At 74.0% G+C, this 15,073-nt stretch carries 16 protein-coding genes; 10 read left to right on the top strand and 6 right to left on the bottom strand.

The window, feature by feature from the left end; translation table 11 throughout:
• Positions 1 to 362: 362 nt before the first annotated feature.
• The 5 genes from GCL84_RS00200 to GCL84_RS00220 all read right to left on the bottom strand — a co-directional run bounded on the left by GCL84_RS00200 (position 363) and on the right by GCL84_RS00220 (position 5,292).
• Entirely contained in the window at positions 363 to 893 is a 531-nt protein-coding gene (locus tag GCL84_RS00200) for a methylated-DNA--[protein]-cysteine S-methyltransferase (protein ID WP_197522901.1), read from the bottom strand.
• Between the two features lie 75 nt (positions 894 to 968).
• A complete protein-coding gene (locus tag GCL84_RS30500; RefSeq protein WP_268891311.1) occupies positions 969 to 1,574 on the bottom strand; it encodes a hypothetical protein in 606 nt (201 codons plus the stop codon).
• A 38-nt stretch (positions 1,575 to 1,612) separates the two neighbouring features.
• The gene (locus GCL84_RS00210) at positions 1,613 to 2,167 is read right to left on the bottom strand and encodes a hypothetical protein (RefSeq protein ID WP_156753260.1); all 555 of its coding nucleotides are present in this window, start codon (positions 2,165 to 2,167) and stop codon (positions 1,613 to 1,615) included.
• A 388-nt stretch (positions 2,168 to 2,555) separates the two neighbouring features.
• Positions 2,556 to 3,617, bottom strand: a complete 1,062-nt coding sequence (locus tag GCL84_RS00215) for a hypothetical protein (protein ID WP_156753261.1) — start codon at positions 3,615 to 3,617, stop codon at positions 2,556 to 2,558.
• Positions 3,618 to 3,654: 37 nt separating this feature from the next.
• Entirely contained in the window at positions 3,655 to 5,292 is a 1,638-nt protein-coding gene (locus tag GCL84_RS00220; protein WP_156753262.1) for an alkaline phosphatase D family protein, read from the bottom strand.
• A 253-nt stretch (positions 5,293 to 5,545) separates the two neighbouring features.
• Here GCL84_RS00220 and GCL84_RS00225 point away from each other — a divergent pair, with 253 nt between their 5' ends.
• The 5 genes from GCL84_RS00225 (at position 5,546) to GCL84_RS00245 (ending at position 10,668) form a co-directional block, all read left to right on the top strand.
• Positions 5,546 to 6,310, top strand: coding sequence for a bestrophin-like domain (locus GCL84_RS00225; protein ID WP_156753263.1), 765 nt, complete (start codon positions 5,546 to 5,548; stop codon positions 6,308 to 6,310).
• Between the two features lie 4 nt (positions 6,311 to 6,314).
• A complete protein-coding gene (locus GCL84_RS00230; protein WP_156753264.1) occupies positions 6,315 to 7,538 on the top strand; it encodes a DUF6923 family protein in 1,224 nt (407 codons plus the stop codon).
• Positions 7,539 to 8,055: 517 nt separating this feature from the next.
• A complete protein-coding gene (locus tag GCL84_RS00235; protein WP_156753265.1) occupies positions 8,056 to 8,901 on the top strand; it encodes an SIS domain-containing protein in 846 nt (281 codons plus the stop codon).
• Between the two features lie 10 nt (positions 8,902 to 8,911).
• Positions 8,912 to 9,778 carry a class II fructose-bisphosphate aldolase gene (locus GCL84_RS00240; RefSeq protein WP_156753266.1) on the top strand — a complete coding sequence of 289 codons (867 nt, stop codon included), beginning with the start codon at positions 8,912 to 8,914 and terminating at the stop codon, positions 9,776 to 9,778.
• Complete coding sequence (locus GCL84_RS00245) at positions 9,775 to 10,668, top strand: 1-phosphofructokinase family hexose kinase (RefSeq protein ID WP_156753267.1); 894 nt, start codon at positions 9,775 to 9,777, stop codon at positions 10,666 to 10,668. Before GCL84_RS00240 ends, GCL84_RS00245 begins: the two co-directional genes overlap by 4 nt.
• A gap of 68 nt (positions 10,669 to 10,736) precedes the next feature.
• Here the strand turns inward: GCL84_RS00245 and GCL84_RS00250 are convergent, their stop codons facing one another.
• The gene (locus GCL84_RS00250) at positions 10,737 to 11,834 is read right to left on the bottom strand and encodes a S1 family peptidase (RefSeq protein WP_156753268.1); all 1,098 of its coding nucleotides are present in this window, start codon (positions 11,832 to 11,834) and stop codon (positions 10,737 to 10,739) included.
• Positions 11,835 to 12,018: 184 nt separating this feature from the next.
• Between GCL84_RS00250 and GCL84_RS00255 the strand changes: the two genes are divergently transcribed.
• The 5 genes from GCL84_RS00255 (at position 12,019) to GCL84_RS00275 (ending at position 14,923) form a co-directional block, all read left to right on the top strand.
• Complete coding sequence (locus GCL84_RS00255; RefSeq protein ID WP_328618749.1) at positions 12,019 to 12,384, top strand: YidH family protein; 366 nt, start codon at positions 12,019 to 12,021, stop codon at positions 12,382 to 12,384.
• A complete protein-coding gene (locus tag GCL84_RS00260) occupies positions 12,381 to 12,698 on the top strand; it encodes a DUF202 domain-containing protein (protein WP_156753269.1) in 318 nt (105 codons plus the stop codon). The genes GCL84_RS00255 and GCL84_RS00260 overlap by 4 nt, the downstream gene beginning before the upstream one ends.
• A gap of 185 nt (positions 12,699 to 12,883) precedes the next feature.
• Positions 12,884 to 13,333, top strand: coding sequence for a helix-turn-helix domain-containing protein (locus GCL84_RS00265; protein WP_156753270.1), 450 nt, complete (start codon positions 12,884 to 12,886; stop codon positions 13,331 to 13,333).
• A gap of 81 nt (positions 13,334 to 13,414) precedes the next feature.
• Positions 13,415 to 13,753, top strand: a complete 339-nt coding sequence (locus GCL84_RS00270) for an STAS domain-containing protein (protein WP_197522902.1) — start codon at positions 13,415 to 13,417, stop codon at positions 13,751 to 13,753.
• A gap of 39 nt (positions 13,754 to 13,792) precedes the next feature.
• Complete coding sequence (locus GCL84_RS00275) at positions 13,793 to 14,923, top strand: ankyrin repeat domain-containing protein (RefSeq protein ID WP_156753272.1); 1,131 nt, start codon at positions 13,793 to 13,795, stop codon at positions 14,921 to 14,923.
• The last annotated feature ends 150 nt before the right edge of the window (positions 14,924 to 15,073 follow it).

Raw genomic sequence — 15,073 nt, forward strand, 5'->3', positions numbered from 1 at the left:
AGTCGCCTCACCCACCAACCCCGTGCGCGAGGCAACCGAGCAAGCCGACACCGACCGGACCCCTCACCCGAACCCTCCACCACACCCGCCCAACCAGGAAAAACACGAAGTAAGTGGCATTGCACTGGGGGCGGCCCGAAGCCCATCCTACCCGCCCAGCCCACACAAGACCTCAAAGTCGATCTTGCCTGTGGACAACTCGAAAACGATCCACAGACCCACCGCCAAGGCCTCGAAAGTGACCCGGCCACACAGTCGGCCGCGCATCGGACCAGGTCAACCGGTCGCCGCGTCACACGAGCCTGGACGCTGTGGCGCCAGATGACCGCAGTCAGGTCGTGGTCGGCGAACGCCGAAGCCGCTCAGTCGAACAGAGACGGCTGCCCGCCCGGAGCAGCGCCCTCGATCGACAGGATCCGCAGCTTGGTCACCGAGCCTGCCCCCGCCGAGAAGCCCCCGACCTTCCCGTTCGCCCCCAGCACCCGGTGGCACGGCACCACGATCGGGTAAGGGTTGCGGCCCATCGCCCGGCCGACGGCCTGGGCGGAGCCAGGGGCGCCGAGGGCCTGGGCCACCTCGCCGTAGGTGGTGGTCTCGCCGGGGGTGATGGTGCGGATGTGGTCGTAGGCGCGGCGGTTGAAGTCGGGGATGTCCTGGGGGTCCAGGGGGACGTCGGTGAAGGCGTCGGGGGTGCCGGTCAGGTGGGCCTGGATGCGGGTGATGAGCGCGGCGATGGGAGCCGGGGGAGTGGTCGGCTCCGGGGCGGGGATGCGGCGGCGCAGGGCGGCTTCGGTGGCCTCGCCCGCTGGGACCTCGACCGCGGCCAGACCCCGCTCGGTCCAGGCCAGCCCGCACGGGCCCAGGGCGGTGTCGAACATCGTGTACGCGGTCACCGCCCCAGTGTGCCCGCGCGGACCGACACCCCCGCGCCGAGGGGCGACGCGGGGGTGCCGGGTGTTTCGGACGGGTCAGGGCGTGTGCAGCAACTGGTTGAAGAACGACCGGTAGCGGCGCAGCGCCAAGCGCAGGTCCTCGGTCTGGGCCTCGCCGGAGCCCTGCCACTGGCCCTCGAGGCCCTTCTTGTGCTCGGCGAAGGTCCTGGCGAGGTCGTGCATGACCTCGGCGACCAACTGGTCGGCGCCGGTCACCGCCGCCTTCGGGTCGTCGACGAAAGCCGCCTGGACCCGCGACCACTCAGTGCGGAAGCCCTCGACCCGCTCGGTGCCGAACAGCTCCAGGCCGGGCTCGTCGGCGTCGGTCGCGGCGGGGCGGCCGGCCTGGCGGGACTCCTGCTGCGCGGGGATCTCGTCGGTGTTCGGCGTGTGCCTGCCGCTGGCGTCGGACCCGTGGTGCGCGGGCGAAGACCCGTGCTGCCCGGGCGCACCCGGCGCGGCGTTCTGCTGCGGTGCGGCGGCGCGCGGGTCGTGGCGGTCGGTCTGGGTGGGGTCGAGGCCGCGGCTGGTGTGCTGTTCGGTTCCGCGGTCGTCGCGCTCGTGCGTCCCGGTGCGGGTCGCGTCGGCGATCGAGGCGGTGGAGGGGCGGTCGTGGTGGGTGGTCACTGGTCGTGCTCCCATCAATGGATCTCGGGGTGCGAACGGCTGCGAGCGGGGGCTCAGCGGCCGGTCGGGGTCTTCTCGCGGGGCGAGCCGAGCAGGTCGGCGAACAGCGCGCGGTAGTGCACCATCGCCTCGCGGAGGCGCTCGGTGGACGCGGTGCTGTCGCCGCGGGCGTCGTTGGCGGCGCGGAAGTGGTCGAGGACGCCAGCGTGCTCCACCGACAAACGGCGGACGCGGTCCTCGTGCGACCCCTCGGTGGGGTAGCCGCGCTCGGCCATCAGGGCCGTCACGAGCTGGTCGGCCTCGGCGACCGACTCGGTGGGACGGTCGACGAAGCGCTCCTGCACCTGCTGCCACTGCGCGGTGTAGCGCTCGCGGGAGGCCGGGGCCAGCTCCTTGATCTCGAGGCGGTCGTGCTCGCGCACCCGGTCGTCCAGGTCCCGCTCAGCCGTGCGGCGGTCCCCGTGGGCCACGGCCCGCTCGTACTCCGGGCCGAAACGCTCACGCAGCCGCTTGCGCTTGGCGGCGGGACGGGCCCACAGGGCCAGTCCGACCAAGCCCAGGACCACGACGGCAGCGACGACCACTGCGACGATCGTGCCTGTCGACATGCGATTCTCCTTTCGGCACAAGGGAAAGTCTCACTCACGTGCTCAACGGTGAGGTACCACCGCGAGCCGGGGCCAAACAGGATTCGGTGCCGATTGGGCCATCTGCCGCAGGGGTGACGGGTGCGCCCGGCCTACCCTGGTCGCGTGTGTCGTGTTCCCGCCTGCCCGCCGCGTCCGATTTCGTCGCGGTCCTCGGCGAGGTCGAGACCGGGTGACCAGTGGCGAGATCTCCTCGGCGGTGGGGATCTCCGCCGGCTCCGGGCCCGCATTGTGCACAGTGGACAGAAACTTGCTCACCGCCGCGAATCCAGGATCTGTGCGATGTCTTCTGTCGCGAAGTGACAGAAGCCGGCAGGCGCGCGCCTGGCCGGTCAACGGACCGACACGGTCACACGATGCCGTCGTCCTCCACGGCCAGGTACGGGTGCAGCACGGTCTCGGCGTTGCGCGGCAGGAACCACTCGTCGAAGTCGAGGCCGGGGGTGCCCAGGAGATCGATGTCGTCCTCGCCGTCGCCGCCCTCGGGGGTGTCGAACAGCCGCTCGTGGTCCACGCCGACGAGCACGTGCTCGTCGAAGGCGGCCATGATCTCCTTCATCGGCAGCTCGTCGAGCAGTCCGGCCACCTCGAGCTGTGCCGCCGCCTCGTTCTTGAGCAGGTGCAGCGCCAGCGCCTCGGCGGTGCACAGCGGCTGGGTCCAGCCCGGCTGCGCCAGCCGGTAGCCCATGATCACGGTGGTCACCAGGAACTGCTTGGCGAACAGCGGGCCGTAGAGGTCGGTGTAGCGCTGCGGCAGCATGTTCAGCACCGTCACCGCGTCCACGTCGGCCACCGACGCCTCGGCGTCCTCCAGGTCCTGCACGTCGGTGAACAGGTCGTCGGTGAGCACCTCGATGCCCTGCACGAGCGCGCCCGCGACCAGCCGCGCCGCCTCCTCCGACACCGCGCACGCCGGGTCGTCCGCGACGTGCCCGAACGCCTCCAGGCCCACCCCGCGCAGCTGCGGCGCGGCGGCGAGCAGGCCCTCGCGCAGCTCGGCGATCTCCTCGTCGGTCAGCGCCTCGCCCAGGTCGTCGTCGGTCAGCTCGACCACCGGGCCGTTGTTGAGCGCGGCCTCCAGGTCGTCGTCGCTGGCGATGACCTCGCAGCGGCCCACCGACCAGCCGGAGAGCAGGTCGGTCTGGGTGAGCAGCTCGGTCAGCACGTGCCGGGCGGCCTCCTCGGCGAAGGCCAGCGCGGGGGCGTCGAGCAGCCAGGTGATGACCGCCCCGCCGCCGTGCACCTCGACCCGGTGGTCCAGCGGCTCCACCTCCAGGCCGTCGGGGCCCTCGATGCCCGCGAGCAGGTCGAGCTGCTCGTCCAGCAGGGCCGCGACGCCGTGCTGCTGCAGCGGGTCGAGGTCGGGGGTGCCGGGGGCGGGGGTGACGTCGGCGGTGAGCTGGTAATCCACGTCGGTGAGTGTAGGAGCTGCCTGGTGTGGTCGGCGCTCAGGTCAGGGGGATGGTGGGCAGGGGGGTGAGGAAGGGGCCGTCGGCGCCGCTGTCGGCCTTCTCGATGACCACGTCGGCGCGCCGCCCGCGCACCCGCAGGGTGGCCACGGCGTTGCCGAAGTAGGGGCCCGCGGTCTTCTCCCAGGCCACCGGCAGCGGCTCGATCGCCGGGTTGCGCGCCATCCACCAGCGGGTCACCGCGGCCAGCGGCTTCCACCAGGCGAGCTGGAACAACGGCCGCATGTACCGCTCGACGGCGTTGTGCACCGGCGAGCAGGTCAGTTGCCACACCCTGGCGTTGACCGGCCGGTCGAAGCTGGCCTCGGCCGCGTAGACGTGGTGCACGTCGCCCGAGAGTACGCACACCGTGGCCGCCTCGCCCTCGGCGATGCGCCGGACCAGCCTGGTCAGCCGGTCGTAGGAGGCGCGGAACGAGGGCCAGTGCTCCAGGTCGGCGCCCTGGCGCAGCTTCTCGGCGAGCCGCCCGCGCCAGCCGTCGCGGCGGGCGGAGACCTCGTTGACCGACTGCACGTGGTTGATCGCGTGCGGCATCAGCCAGGGCAGCGACGAGCCGATGAGCAGGTGGTCGTAGGCGCCGTCGGCGTTCTGCTCGATCCACTCGAACTCGCCGTCGCCGACCATCGAGCGGTGCCCGTCGCGCAGGATGCGCCCGGACCGGGTGTCGATCACCAGCAGCCGCACGTTGCCGAAGTCGCGCCGGTAGCTCCACCGGGTGCCCTTGCGCCCGTTGACCTCCCGCGCGGCGGCCTCGGCGAACGCGCGCAGCACCGGTCCGGCGTCGCCGTCGCGGCCGTGCGCGAGCACCGCGGCGAAGGTCTTGTCCTCGGCCAGCTCCGCGGGCGCGAGGTTGCCGATGTGCTGGTAGACCCAGTACGAGACCAGCGCCCCGCGCTCGCGTTCGGCCCACCAGTCGGTGGCCTCGATGGCGTCGCGCCAGGTCTGGGAGGTGTTCCAGTCGTCGCGCACGTCGTGGTCGTCGAAGATCATCGACGTCGGCACGGTGGACAGCAGCCAGCGGATCAGCGGCGACGACCACGCCTCGTGGTAGAGCCGCACGTACTCGTCGAGGTCCTTGACCTCGACGCCGGGCGCCTGGTCGAGGTCGCGGCGCCGGGACAGCCACTCCTGGGTGGCCTTGCTGGTCTCGTCCGCGTAGACCTGGTCCCCGAGCAGCACCATCGAGTCCGGCCAGTCGACCTCGTCCTGCCCGCTCATCCGCACCGCGTAGGCGGCCAGGGCGTCAGTGCCCCACTTCTTGTGCTCCTTCGGGTCGGTGCTCTCCGGCTTGCGGCAGGACCCGAACAGCATGAGGAAGTCGTGGTCGCCGCCCGCGGGCAGCGTGCGGATGCGGCTGGGCGGCATCGACGACCCCGGCTGCGGCCAGTGCGTGACGCCGTCGAGGTGGACCTCGTAGGCGTGGCTGGTCGCGGGCCGCAGCCCGGTGAGCACGACGAGGGCGTAGTGGCGTCCCTCGACCTGGAACGTCGGCACCTGCTGCTCGGCGATGCCCGGGGCGGCGATGCGCACCGAGCACGCGCCGCTGGTCTCCACCCACACCGTCGCCGACGTGTCGTCGACGTGGCGCAGCAGCGGTCCGAGCAGCAACTCCGGCATGTCCTCGACTCCTCGTCTCGCTCAATCGGCTGAAACATATCCGCGTCGCGCCGGGGCCGCAGGACGCGCTGGTGGACCGAGATCGCTCGATCGAGTGGTCAAGTCACCGTCCGGTTGCCCTGTGTCGCGATCTTCCCCCGTAGTGAGCAAGCGGCTCTACCCGTTCAGGGCCTCGCGCCAGGGCCGGTCGGACCATCAAGATCATTGGTTGCGGGCAGCTCGTTCTGCCCGCTCCGCGGAAAGGGATCACCTGATGGACATCTACCTCCCAGGGCTCGCCTGGGTGCTCGGCTCGGCGGCCGTGGCCGCCCTCGTGGCCTACCTGATGCGGCGCATCGGGACCGCTGAGGGGACCGTCGAGAACAACGAGGCGCTGGGCCAGGTGTTCACGATCGTCGGCGGCCTGCACGCGGTGCTGCTGGCGTTCGTCCTGATCTCCCTGTTCGACGGCACCACCGCGGCCGAGGGCGGCTCCTTCCGCGAGGCCGACGGCCTGGTCGCCGCCGCCTGGGCCACCGACGCGCTGTCCGAGCCCGCGCGCACCGAGGTGCGCGACCTCGCCGCGGAGTACGCCCGCACCGTCTCCGACACCGAGTGGCCGCAGATGGCCACCGGCGACGGCGAGGTCGACGACGAGGGCTGGAGCCTGCTCGACCGGATGCGCGTCGCCGTGCGCGGGGCCGAGGCCGACAGCGACTACGCCAACGACCAGAAGACCCTCGCCACCGACAAGCTGTGGGACGTCTACGAGGCCAGGCAGGAGCGGCTGAACACCGCGGGCGGCGACGGCGTGACCGACGTGGTGTGGTTCGCCCTCGTGCTCGGCAGCGTCATGACCATCGTGCTGGCCCTGATGTTCGGCGGCCCGCAGCCGATGACCCACATCGTCATCGTCTCGATCCTCGCGGGCACCCTGTCGCTGCTGCTGTTCGCGACCTACCAGTTGCAGAACCCGTACGCGGGCGCGGCGAAGGTCGACCCCGCCGCGTTCCAGGCCGTCCTCGACCGGCTGCGCTGACGCCGTGCGCCGGACCAGCGCCTTCCTCGCCGCCGTCTCCGCCGCGGCGGTGCTGACCGGCACCACCCTGCTGACCTCGGAGCCCGCCGCGCCCGCCGAGGTCGCCGTCGCCGCGCCCACCCCGGCCGACTGCGTGTTCTACCGGGTGCACAGCAACGGCCACGACCTGTCCACGCTCGTCTCGGTCGACCTGGCCACCGGCGAGACCGCCCGGCTGCGCACCCTGGGCCAGCGCGTCGACGCCCTGGCCTACGCGCGCGGCAGGCTGCACGCCGTCGCGGCCAGCGGCATCGAGGGGATCTACGTGCCGCCGCGGCTGGTCACCCTGGACACGGCCGGGAACGTCGTCGCCAGCAAGCCGATCACCGGGACGCTGCTCGCGGGCTGGTTCGCGCGCGGCGGGGCGGTGGTCGGCGACCGGTTCGTCATCATCGCCGCCACGAAGCTGTTCGGGATCAACCTCGACACCGGGGTGGTGGAGACTATGGTGCCGCTGTCGTCGCCGCTCGCGGGCCTGCTGGTGGACGACCTCGCCTACCGGCCCGCGGACGGCATGCTCTACGGCGCGACGTCGCTGCCCGCCGGGCCGGGCAAGCTCGTCCGGATCAACCCGCGCACCGGCGCCGTGTCCTGGGCCGGGATGGGCGACCTGCCGCCGAGCCCGTCCTACGGCTCGATCGTGCTCGGCACCGACGACGCGCTCTACCCGATCTCCAACAGCACCAACCGCGCCGCCCACGTCTACCGGGTGCCGGTGGCGGCGGGCGCGAGGCCGACGGACACCGGCATCACCCTCAACCCCAGCTCGTCCACCGACGCCTCCGAGTGCGTCCCGCACGCCGCACCGCCGCCGCCGACGAGCCCACCCACCCCCTCGCCCACGACCCCGCCCGCCCCGACGAGCGAGCCGGAACCGGCCCCCGTCCCCGCGCCGCCCGACGCCCCACCGCCACCGCTACCGCCCGGCGCGGTCCCGCCGATCGTCCCGGCGCCGGTCGCAGGCCCGCTGCCGCCCGCCGCCGCGCCCCCGCCCGCTCCCGCGCCCGAACCGCCCGCCGCCGCCCCCCGGCGCGGCGGGTCGCCGCCGAGCCGGGTCGAGCAGCCCACGCCGAAGGCCCTGGCCCGCGACGCCACCGAGAAGAAGCGGCGGTGGGCCGTGGCGACCGTGGTCCTGCTCCTGGGCGCGGGCGCGGCAGCCTCGTCGGCCAAGTCGGGCAGGCACCGCTGACACCCGTGCCCGGGTGAGGTCGTGGGCCGGTGGCGCACCGTTCGGGTGCGCGCCCGGCAGCCGTCGCCCCGGGGAGTGCGGGACCGCGCCGCCTGGCCCGCCTTGCCGCCGCGTTGCGGGCGCGGCAGCCTCGTTGGCCAAGTCGGGCTGACACCCGTGCCCGGGTGAGGTCGTGGGCCGATAGCGCACCGTTCGGGTGCGCGCCCACCAGTCGCCCCGGGAGCGCGGGACCGCGCGCGGCCACCGCGCCGCCTGGCCCGCCTAGCCCGCCTTGCCGCCGCGTTGCTGGTGCGGCTGCCTCGTCGGTCAAGTCGGGCTGACATCCGTGCCCGGGTGGGGTCGTGGGCCGGTGGCGCACCGTTCGGGTGCGCGCCAGGCAGTCGCCCCGGGAGCGCGGGACCGCGCGCGGCCACGGCGCCGCCCGGATCGCGCACGGGCCCACCTTGCCGCCGCGTCGCGGACGGGGACATCATGAGGGCGCACAGCGCGCACGACTGATCGCGATTGGGGGCCGCCGGTGTCCGCAGGTTCGCACGTCAGCCAGGAGATCGCGACCCAGCCCGACGACTGGCTGCGCGCCGCCGCGCTGGCCCGCCCGGTCGCCGAGCCGGGGCGGTCGGTGGCCGTCGTCGGCTGCGGCACCTCGTGGTTCATGGCGATGGCGTTCGCCGCGCTGCGCGAGGCCGCGGGCCACGGCCGCACCGACGCCTTCGCCGCCTCGGAGTTCCCCGCCGCCCGCGACTACGACCGGGTCGTGGCGATCACCCGGTCCGGCACCACCACCGAGGTCCTCGACCTGGTCGCGGCCACACCGGCGCTGGTCGTCACCGCCAACCCCGACCTGGGCGGCGAGACGGTCCTGCTGGACTTCGCCGACGAGCGCTCCGTGGTGCAGACCCGCTTCGCCACCACCGCCCTGGCCTACCTGCGGGCCGGGCTCGGCGAGGACCTGACCTCCGCCGCCGCCGACGCCCGGACCGCCCTGGGCGCCGACCTCGGCGAGCTGCCCGCCGCCGAGCAGGTGTCGTTCCTCGGTCGCGGGTGGACGGTCGGGCTGGCCCACGAGGCCGCGCTCAAGCTGCGGGAGGCCGCCTCGGCGTGGACCGAGGCGCACCCGGCCATGGAGTACCGGCACGGCCCGATCAGCGTCGCCCAGCCCGGCCGGGTGACCTGGATGTTCGGCCCGGCCCCCGACGGCCTGGCCGCCGAGGTCGCCGCCACCGGCGCGACCTGGGTCGACAGCGACCTGGACCCGATGGCGCACCTGGTGCTCGCCCAGCGGCTCGCCGTGGCCACCGCGCGGCGCCGAGGCCTGGACCCGGACCGGCCGCGGCACCTGACCCGCTCGATCATCCTGCGCTGAGGGCGGGGCCGTGCTCAGCGCCACCACCGACATCCTCGACGCCGCCGTGCGCGGCGGGCACGGGGTCGGGGCCTTCAACGTCGTCCAGCTCGAACACGCCTACGCCCTGGTCGAGGGCGCCGAGCGGGCCGGGACCGCACTGGTGCTGCAGATCAGCGAGAACTGCGCGCGCTACCACGGGTCGCTGGCGCCGCTGGTCCTCGCCGCGCTCGCCGTGGCCGCGGACGCCTCGGTGCCGGTGGCCGTGCACCTCGACCACATCGAGTCCCCGGAGCTGGTGGAACGCGGCCTCGACCTCGGTGTGGCCTCGGTGATGTTCGACGCGTCCGCCGACCCCTACGCTGACAACGTGGCCCGCACCCGCGAGATCGTCCGCCGCTGCCACGACCGCGGCGTCGGCGTGGAGGCCGAGCTCGGCGAGGTCGGTGGCAAGGACGGCGTGCACGCCCCCGGCGCGCGCACCGACCCGGCCGAGGCCGCCGCGTACGTGGCGGCGACCGGTGTCGACGCGCTCGCCGTCGCCGTGGGCAGCTCGCACGCCATGCGCACCCGCGACGCGGTGCTCGACTTCGACCGGATCGCCGAGCTGCGCGCCGCCGTCGCCGTGCCGCTGGTGCTGCACGGGGCCTCCGGCGTCCCGGACGCCGACCTGGCCAGGGCCGTGCGCGCGGGCCTGACCAAGGTCAACATCTCCACCCACCTCAACGCCGCGTTCACCCGGGCGGCGCGGGCCGCGCTCGCCGCGGACCCCGCGCTGGTGGACCCGCGCCGGTACCTCGGTCCGGCCAGGGCGGCGGTCGCCACCGAGGCGGCCAGGCTGCTCGGCGTCCTCGACGCGGTCCCCGCCGGGGCCGTGCGCACAAGGGAGACCCGATGATCCTGACCGTGACCGGCAACCCGGCCCTCGACGTCAGCTACCGCGTGCCGGAGCTGCGCGCGGGCCAGACCCACCGCGTCCGCATCGTCCACGAACGCGCGGGCGGCAAGGGGCTCAACGTCAGCCGGGTCCTGCACGAGCGCGGCGTGCCCACCCTCGCGCTCGGCCCGGTCGGCGGCATCCTGGGCGACTCGCTGCGCGCCGACCTCGCCGACGCGGGCGTCCCGCACGACCTGCTCCCGGTGGCCGCCCCCACCCGCATGACCATCGCCGTGGTCGACGACACCGCCGAGGCCACCCTGTTCACCGAGCCCGGCGGCCCGCTGTCCCCTGTGGACTGGGAGCGGCTGGTCGCCCTGGTCGACCGCTACCTCGACGACGCGACCGTCCTGGTCTGCTCGGGCAGCCTGCCCGCGGGCGCCCCCGCCGACGGCTACGCCGACCTGGTCGCCAGGGCCAAGCGCGCGGGCGTGCCCACCATCGTCGACGCCACGGGCCCCGCCCTCCTGGCCGCCGCCGCGGCGGGCGCCGACATCGTCAAGCCCAACCGCGACGAACTCCGGGACACGGTCGGCTCCGACGACCCCGCCGCCCTCACCCAGCTCGGGGCGGCGGCGGTCGTCGTCTCCCACGGCGCCGAAGGCCTGCGCGCCCACACCCCCGAAGGCCCCTTCACCGCCCGCCCCCCGCACCGCGTGGCGGGCAACCCCACGGGCGCGGGCGACGCGGCGGTGGCGGCACTGGCGCGCACCGAGGGCCTGCCGTGGCCGGAGCGGTTGCGGCTCGCCGTCGCGTGGTCGGCCGCCGCGGTGGCCGCGCCGCTGGCGGGCAGCCTGGACACCGACGTGCTGGCCGAGATCGCCGACGCCGTCGAGGTGCTGCCGGGCTGATCCCGGGCACGGGGAACGCCCGCCCGGTGGACGACCGGGCGGGCGCCGCTACCTCCCTGGGGCGGCTGTCAGCCGAGCACCAGGTTGAGGCCGTAAGCCGACAGTGCCTCGTTGATCGGCTGGAAGAACGTCGTGCCGCCGAACGAGCAGTTGCCGCTGCCGCCCGAGGTGAGGCCCTGGGCGTGGACGGTGGTGCCCGAGCCGGGGTTGGAGACGAAGGAGCCGCCGGAGTCGCCGGGCTCGGCGCAGGCGTTGGTGCGGGTCAGGCCGTAGACGACGTCGCCGCCGCCGTAGTTGACGGTCTGGTTGGTGGCCTGGACGGTGCCGCAGCGCCAGCCCGTGGTGGACCCGGAGCGGCAGACGGCGCCGCCGACACCGACGACCGAGCGCCCGACGACGCGGACGTCCGAGCCGGAGGAGTAGCGGTCGACCAGGCCGGTCGAGGCGGCCGCGGCGCTGGAGACGGTGATCCGGCCGTAGTCGTTGACCGGGAACGAGGTGCCGCTGGCGGAGCCGATCGTGCCGCCGGTGCCGCTCCACGAGCCGCCCAGCTCGGTGCAGTGCCCGGCGGTGATGACGAACCGGGCGCCGGAGTTGTTGCGGGCGCTGAAGCCCACCGAGCAGCGACCGCCCGCGCTGCGGTTGATCGCCTGGCCGCCGATGATGCTCCACAGCGGACGCGGTGACTCGGTGGCCCGCTCGACGCGCAGTGCGCCCGCCCCGGCCGACCGCGCCCAGGCCAGGCCCGCGGCGTCGTCGTTGAGCACCGACACCACGACCTGGTTGCCCGGCACGTCCACATACCAGCCGGTGACCGAGTCGGGCACGTCCGCGGCGGCCTTGCGGTCCAGTGTGGACTGCGTGCGCGCGAGCTCGGTCGCGCTGTGCCGCACGACCTTGGCCACCGCGCCCGCGGCGCGCACCTCGGCGGCGCGGTCCGCGTCGGTCACGCCGACGACCAGCGCGCCCGCGCCGTCGAGCCAGGAGTTGGCGTAGTCCTCGCCCAGCCGGGAGGCCAGGTCCGCCTGGGTGGCGGCGAGGGTGGTGGTGTTCGACGAGGCGCCGAGCAGTGTCGGCAGGGCGGCCTCGGCGGGGGTGACGAGCACGGCGGTGGTGACCGCGGCGCTCGCGAGGGTGAGCAGGGAACGCAGGGTTGATCGACCCATTGGGACGGCCTCCTAGGCAGGGGAGAGGACCGATGGCGGCCGGTGCAGGGGTGGCCGCCTGCGCAGCGACGCTACGGCAGCGCCGGGGGCCCAGGTAGCGGCTGAACGAGCGCTGCAATTCCCAGTGTCAACAATGGGGACGCCGTCGTCCCCACGCACGCGCCGCCCGCACTAAGCTCAGGACGTGGGAAAACTGGCCGATCGGCTGCGCATCACCGAGGGCGAGGAACCCGACTACCGGTTCTCCCTCGCCAACGAGCGCACCTTCCTCGCCTGGGTCCGCACCTCGCTGGCGCTGCTCGCGGGCGGGGTCGCGGTCTCCCAGTACGTCCCGCAGGCCCCGGTCTGGCTGCGGCTGGCGATCGCGCTGGCGCTGGTGCTCCTCGGCACCACCCTCGCGGTGCTGAGCCACCGCCGCTGGCGGAGCACAGAACTGGCCATGCGCCTGCACCGCCCGCTGCCGCCGACCACCCAACTGCCGCTGCTGACGGTCGGGCTCACCGTCGTGGGGCTCGGGATACTCGTCCTCGTGCTGGTGACCACCCGGTGAGCGAGGAGCGGGTGCACGACCCCGGCCTGCAGGCCGAGCGGACCCGCCTCGCCTGGTCGCGCACCGCCCTGACCACCGCCGCCTACGGCGCGCTGCTGCTGCACGCCGCCCGGTCGGTGGCCGGGGCCGTCAGCGGGGTCGTCGTGCTCGGCCTCGCCTTCGCGCTGCTGGTCTGCGGCGCCGCGCGCTACCGATTCGTCCGGCGTGCGGTGGCGGCCGGGGACCCGGTTGTCGCGGGGTGGGCGCGGGTCGTGGTGCCTGCGGTGTTGCTGGCCGCACCCCTCGCCGCGCTGGTCGTCGTTCTCAACCGCTGACCCCCGGCTGCCGCTCGCGGTTCTACTGACGGTGGAGTTTCGCCGCTCCACTGTCACTCGTTCGGGCGGTTGTGCGCCTGGTGAGGGTATTTCTCGGACTAATGTGCGTAACGTTACAAAACATGGGAAAGATGCAGCTCACAGCGCCGAGTACTGGTGCTGTCCAGGGTGGTCGGGGGTGTGCGGTGGACGGTGTCGCGTATCAGCGAGCGCTCGGCAAGGAACTGCAACAACTACGGATGCGGCGCAGGTGGACCCGCGCCCAGCTGGTGCAACGCCTCCCAGTGGAGCTCAGCGCCCAAGCGCTCGCCTCGTACGAGACCGGCACCCGCTCGTGCACCGTAGTGCGGTTCGTGGAGCTGTGCACGGCGCTGGAGACCTCGCCGCACGACCTCCTCGAGCGCGTACACGACCAGGTGAACCACGACGACCACCCGGCCTCGCTCAAGATCGACCTCACCCACCTCGCCCTCGACGACCGCGACGCCCTGTCCCCGGCCCGCCGCTGGGCCGCCACCGAGGTCGCCCGGCACGCCGCCACCAGCCGCGACCTGGACCTGGCCGCCCTGGAGTCGCTCGCCTCGCTGTGCCACGTGCCCACGGTCGAGCTGGTCCGCATGCTGCGCGCCGATTAGCTTTCACCCTTTCAGCCCCACCCGGGCGCGCCAGGTCGGGGTAACGTCGAGCACCCCTCCCGACCCGGCATGGAGATCACCGTGGACCTCCGGCTCGACGACCCCCCAGCCCCCGGCGTCGTGGCCGTGGCCATCGGCGGGGAGGTCGACCTCCTGGCCGCGGGCATCCTCGAGCGCTTCCTGCTCGGAGCCGTGGCGGACCAGCGCGGCCCCAAACCCGGCCTCATCATCGACCTCTCCGACGCCGAGTTCTTCGGCTGCGCGGGCCTCAACGCCCTCCTGGCCGCACAGCACCGGCTGGACCGGGCAGGCGGCTGGCTGCGCCTCGTCGACGTCTCGCCAGCCGTGGCCCGGGTGCTGGACGCGGCGGGCATGAACACCGAACTGCGGGTCAGCACCTCAGCCCACGACCTGCCCTGACGGCGGCCCCCGGTCCGGCGCGCGGCCTAACCTGAACGGGTGACGCCAGCAGACGAGTTCCTCACCCACGCCTGCCTCACCTACGCCGTCGACAGCCCCACCCGCCGGGCCCACGCCCTGACCGTCCTCCAGGCCCACCCCGAGATCGCCACCAACCCCCACGTGGCGGCGGCCCTGGGCGACCCGACCCACGCCCGCCACGCCGCCCCCGGCGGCCCCCGCGGCTGGGAGCCCCTCCTCTACCTCGCTTACTCCCGCGTTCCCCAGGCCAATCCCGTCGCCGCCGCGGAACAGCTCCTCGCCCAAGGCGCCGACCCCAACGCCGCCTGGCACTGGAACGACGAGCCCTCCCCCTTCACGGTCCTCACCGGCGTTCTCGGCGAGGGCGAGGACGCGGCCAACCGGCCCCGCCACCAGGCCGAGATCCCACTCGCCACCCTCCTGCTCAACCACGGCGCCGACCCCAACGACAACCAGGCCCTCTACAACCGCATGTTCAACCCGGACGACTCCCACCTGCACCTGCTCTTCCGCCACGGCCTCGGCACCGAACGCCCCCACCGCCCCCTGTGCCGCCCGCCCGACCGGATGCTGCACGACCTGCTGCTCTGGGCCGCCGCCAACACCCAACCCGACCGCGTCCGCCTCCTGCTCGACCACGGTGTCCCACCCACCCAGCCCTACCCCGGCCACCCGGTCCACCAGCGCAGGTCCGCCATCGAACTCGCACTCCGCAACGGCAACCCCACCATCGCCGCCATGCTCAGCGAGGCCGGAGCACCCGCCCCCCGCCTCAGCCCCGCGGACGCCCAACTCGCCGACCTCATGGCAGGCAAGCCCACCACCGCCGACCCCGCCACCATCGCCCAGAACCCCGATGCCGTCCAACGCGCCGCCGAGCAGGGCAAGGACAAGGCCATCCGCGCCCTGCTGTCAGCAGGCTTCCCCTTCGGCCTCGCCCTGCACCACGCCGCCCTGGCAGGCCGCGCCACCACCGTCGAAACCCTGCTCGCCCTCGGCGCCGACCCAGCGGCACGCGACCCGCACCACGCAACGACACCCGCGGTGTGGGCCGCCCACAACAACCACGCCGCCCTGGCACTGCGCCTCAGCCGCGCCCGCCGACCAACACCCCCGCCGGCTTCGCCCAGTCCACACCGGACCCCTTGAGCGCGACACCCAGTGGCCGCCCGCCTCCAACCGACCACCGCCGCCCCACCCCGCTTCGCCGTCAACAGCGCCCTACCCCACACCGCCGCGCCGCCCTTGGTTTGCCTTTGCAGCGGCGCGCGCCCCGCCACGCCGCTGCGCCGCCCTTGG

This window comes from Actinokineospora pegani, assembly GCF_009745975.1.
Lineage (GTDB): Bacteria > Actinomycetota > Actinomycetes > Mycobacteriales > Pseudonocardiaceae > Actinokineospora > Actinokineospora pegani.

Excerpts from the sequence above, each read along its gene's own strand:
- GCL84_RS30500 (WP_268891311.1), bottom strand. The coding sequence starts at position 1,574 with ATGGGAGCACGACCAGTGACCACCCACCACGACCGCCCCTCCACCGCC.
- GCL84_RS00210 (WP_156753260.1), bottom strand. The coding sequence starts at position 2,167 with ATGTCGACAGGCACGATCGTCGCAGTGGTCGTCGCTGCCGTCGTGGTC.
- GCL84_RS00220 (WP_156753262.1), bottom strand. The coding sequence starts at position 5,292 with ATGCCGGAGTTGCTGCTCGGACCGCTGCTGCGCCACGTCGACGACACG.
- GCL84_RS00225 (WP_156753263.1), top strand. The coding sequence starts at position 5,546 with ATGGACATCTACCTCCCAGGGCTCGCCTGGGTGCTCGGCTCGGCGGCC.
- GCL84_RS00245 (WP_156753267.1), top strand. The coding sequence starts at position 9,775 with ATGATCCTGACCGTGACCGGCAACCCGGCCCTCGACGTCAGCTACCGC.
- GCL84_RS00250 (WP_156753268.1), bottom strand. The coding sequence starts at position 11,834 with ATGGGTCGATCAACCCTGCGTTCCCTGCTCACCCTCGCGAGCGCCGCG.